This is a genomic window from Microbacterium sp., assembly GCF_049661145.1.
Taxonomy (GTDB): Bacteria; Actinomycetota; Actinomycetes; order Actinomycetales; family Microbacteriaceae; genus Microbacterium.
The window spans coordinates 1-2333 of sequence record NZ_JBASZT010000235.1; the positions used below are offsets into that span (position 1 = coordinate 1).

The 2333-nt window shown below is 70.9% G+C and carries 2 protein-coding genes; both read left to right on the top strand.

What is annotated here, in order from left to right:
- Positions 1–198: 198 nt before the first annotated feature.
- Complete coding sequence (locus WBP48_RS09865) at positions 199–1341, top strand: thiamine pyrophosphate-dependent enzyme (RefSeq protein ID WP_424439654.1); 1143 nt, start codon at positions 199–201, stop codon at positions 1339–1341.
- Positions 1342–1346: 5 nt separating this feature from the next.
- The gene (locus WBP48_RS09870) at positions 1347–2312 is read left to right on the top strand and encodes an alpha-ketoacid dehydrogenase subunit beta (protein WP_424439657.1); all 966 of its coding nucleotides are present in this window, start codon (positions 1347–1349) and stop codon (positions 2310–2312) included.
- Positions 2313–2333: the final 21 nt, after the last annotated feature.

Genomic DNA, 2333 nt, shown 5'->3' on the forward strand with positions numbered 1-2333 from the left:
CGCCGAGAGAACGGGTATCAACCGTTCTCTCGGCGACCGGTTGTTCTCTCGGCGACCGGTTGTTCTCTCGGCGTTCGGGGGGCGCGCGGCGAAGCCGAGCGCGGGCGGATGCCGGTTGTCGGGCAGCCACGGAGGATTCCGGCATCCGTTGTCCATCTCATGCAGAACGGTGCATGCGCCGCCCGTTAGCGTGGGAGGATGACCCCGCCCGACGACCCGGCACTCGTGCGCGTTCTGGCCTCTGACGGGACGTTCGCTCCCACGCCCGAAGCCGAGCGCTACCTGCCGCTCATCGATGCCCTCGGCGACAGCGACCTCGAGACCTTCTACCGCGACATGGTCACGGTCCGCGCGTTCGACCAGCAGGCTACACACCTGCAGCGCCAGGGCCAGCTCGCGCTCTGGCCGCCGAGCCTCGGTCAGGAGGCCGCGCAGGTCGGCTCGGTGCGCGCCGCCCGAAAGCAAGACCACCTCTTCCCGTCGTACCGCGAGCACGTCGTCGCGACGACCCGCGGGGTCGATCCGATCGACATCATCCGGGTCATGCGCGGGCTCACCCACGGCGGCTGGGACCCGACGGATCCCCGTAACGGGAACGTCCACATCTACACGCTCGTGCTGGGATCCCAGACCCTGCACGCGACCGGCTTCGGCATGGGCCTCGTCTTCGACGGCCGTTGCGGCACGGGCGACGAGCACCGCGACGAGGCCGTCATCGTCTACTACGGCGACGGCGCGTCGAGCCAGGGCGACGTGCACGAGGCGATGGTGTTCGCCAACACCTACCGCACGCCGCAGGTGTTCTTCCTGCAGAACAACCAGTGGGCCATCTCGGTGCCGGTCGCCACGCAGTCCCGCGCGCCGCTCTACCGCCGCGGCGCCGGCTACGGCATGCCCTCGACCCTCGTCGACGGCAACGACGTGCTCGCCAGCTACGCCGTCTCGCGCCTCGCGCTCGATGAGGCCCGCGCGGGCGGCGGACCGCAGGCGATCGAGGCGATGACCTACCGCATGGGCGCGCACACCACGAGCGACGACCCCACGAAGTACCGCACGAGCGACGAGGAGCAGTCCTGGGCCCGGCGCGATCCGATCGCCCGGCTGCGCGCGCATCTCGAAGGGCGCGGCGCGTCGGCATCCTTCTTCGACGAGGTGGATGCCGAGGCTGCCGCCTACGCCGACGACGTGCGCGTGCGCACCAACGCACTGGGAGGACTCGAGGCCGACACGATGTTCGCCCATGTCTACGGCGAAGACCACCCGCTCATCGCGGAACAGCGGGCGTGGCTCGCCGCCTACGAAGCGTCGTTCGAGGGCTCGGTCGAGGGAGGTGCCGCGTGACCGCCATGCCGTTCGCCAAGGCCCTGACCGCGGGCCTGCGCGCCGCGATGACCGCCGACGACCACGTCCTGCTCATGGGCGAGGACATCGGCCGGCTCGGCGGCGTCTTCCGCGTGACCGAGGGACTGCAGGCCGAGTTCGGTGACCGCCGCGTTCTCGACACGCCGCTGGCGGAATCGGGCATCGTCGGCACCGCGATCGGCCTCGCGATGGCGGGATTCCGCCCCGTCTGCGAGATCCAGTTCGACGGGTTCGTGTTCCCCGCGTTCGACCAGATCACGACCCAGCTCGCCAAGCTCACCAACCGGCACGAGGGCGCCGCGTCGTTCCCGGTGGTCATCCGCATCCCGTACGGCGGACACATCGGTGCCGTCGAGCACCACCAGGAGAGCCCCGAGACCTACTTCGCGCACACGCCGGGACTGCGGGTCGTGTCGCCGTCCACGCCGAACGATGCGTACTGGATGATCCAGGATGCCGTGGCCTCGCCCGACCCGGTCGTCTTCCTCGAGCCGAAGGCCAAGTACTGGCTCAAGGGCGAGGTCGACACCGCCGAGCGCGCGCTGCCGCTGCACGCCTCCCGCGTCGTGCGGCGGGGCACCGACGTGACCCTCGTCGGCCACGGCGCGATGGTCACGACGCTGCTGCAGGCCGCCGCCCTCGCGGAGGGCGAGGGAACGTCGTGCGAGGTCGTCGACGTGCGGTCGCTGTCGCCGATCGACTACGGGCCGATCCTCGACTCGGTGCGTCGCACCGGACGGATGGTCTATGCGCAGGAGGCCCCCGGGTTCGTCTCGGTCGGCTCGGAGGTCGCGGCGACCGTCATGGAGCGCGCGTTCTTCGCGCTGGAGGCCCCCGTGCTGCGCGTGTCGGGCTTCGACGTGCCGTTCCCGCCCGCCAAGCTCGAGGGTGTGTACCTGCCCGACGCCGACCGCATCCTCGAGGCCGTCGACCGCGCCCTCGCCTACTGACCCCCGCCCCCGCCGATGACC

Bases quoted from the DNA above. Each gene is read 5' to 3' on its own strand.
- WBP48_RS09870 (WP_424439657.1), top strand. From the start codon at position 1,347: ATGCCGTTCGCCAAGGCCCTGACCGCGGGCCTGCGCGCCGCGATGACC.
- WBP48_RS09865 (WP_424439654.1), top strand. From the start codon at position 199: ATGACCCCGCCCGACGACCCGGCACTCGTGCGCGTTCTGGCCTCTGAC.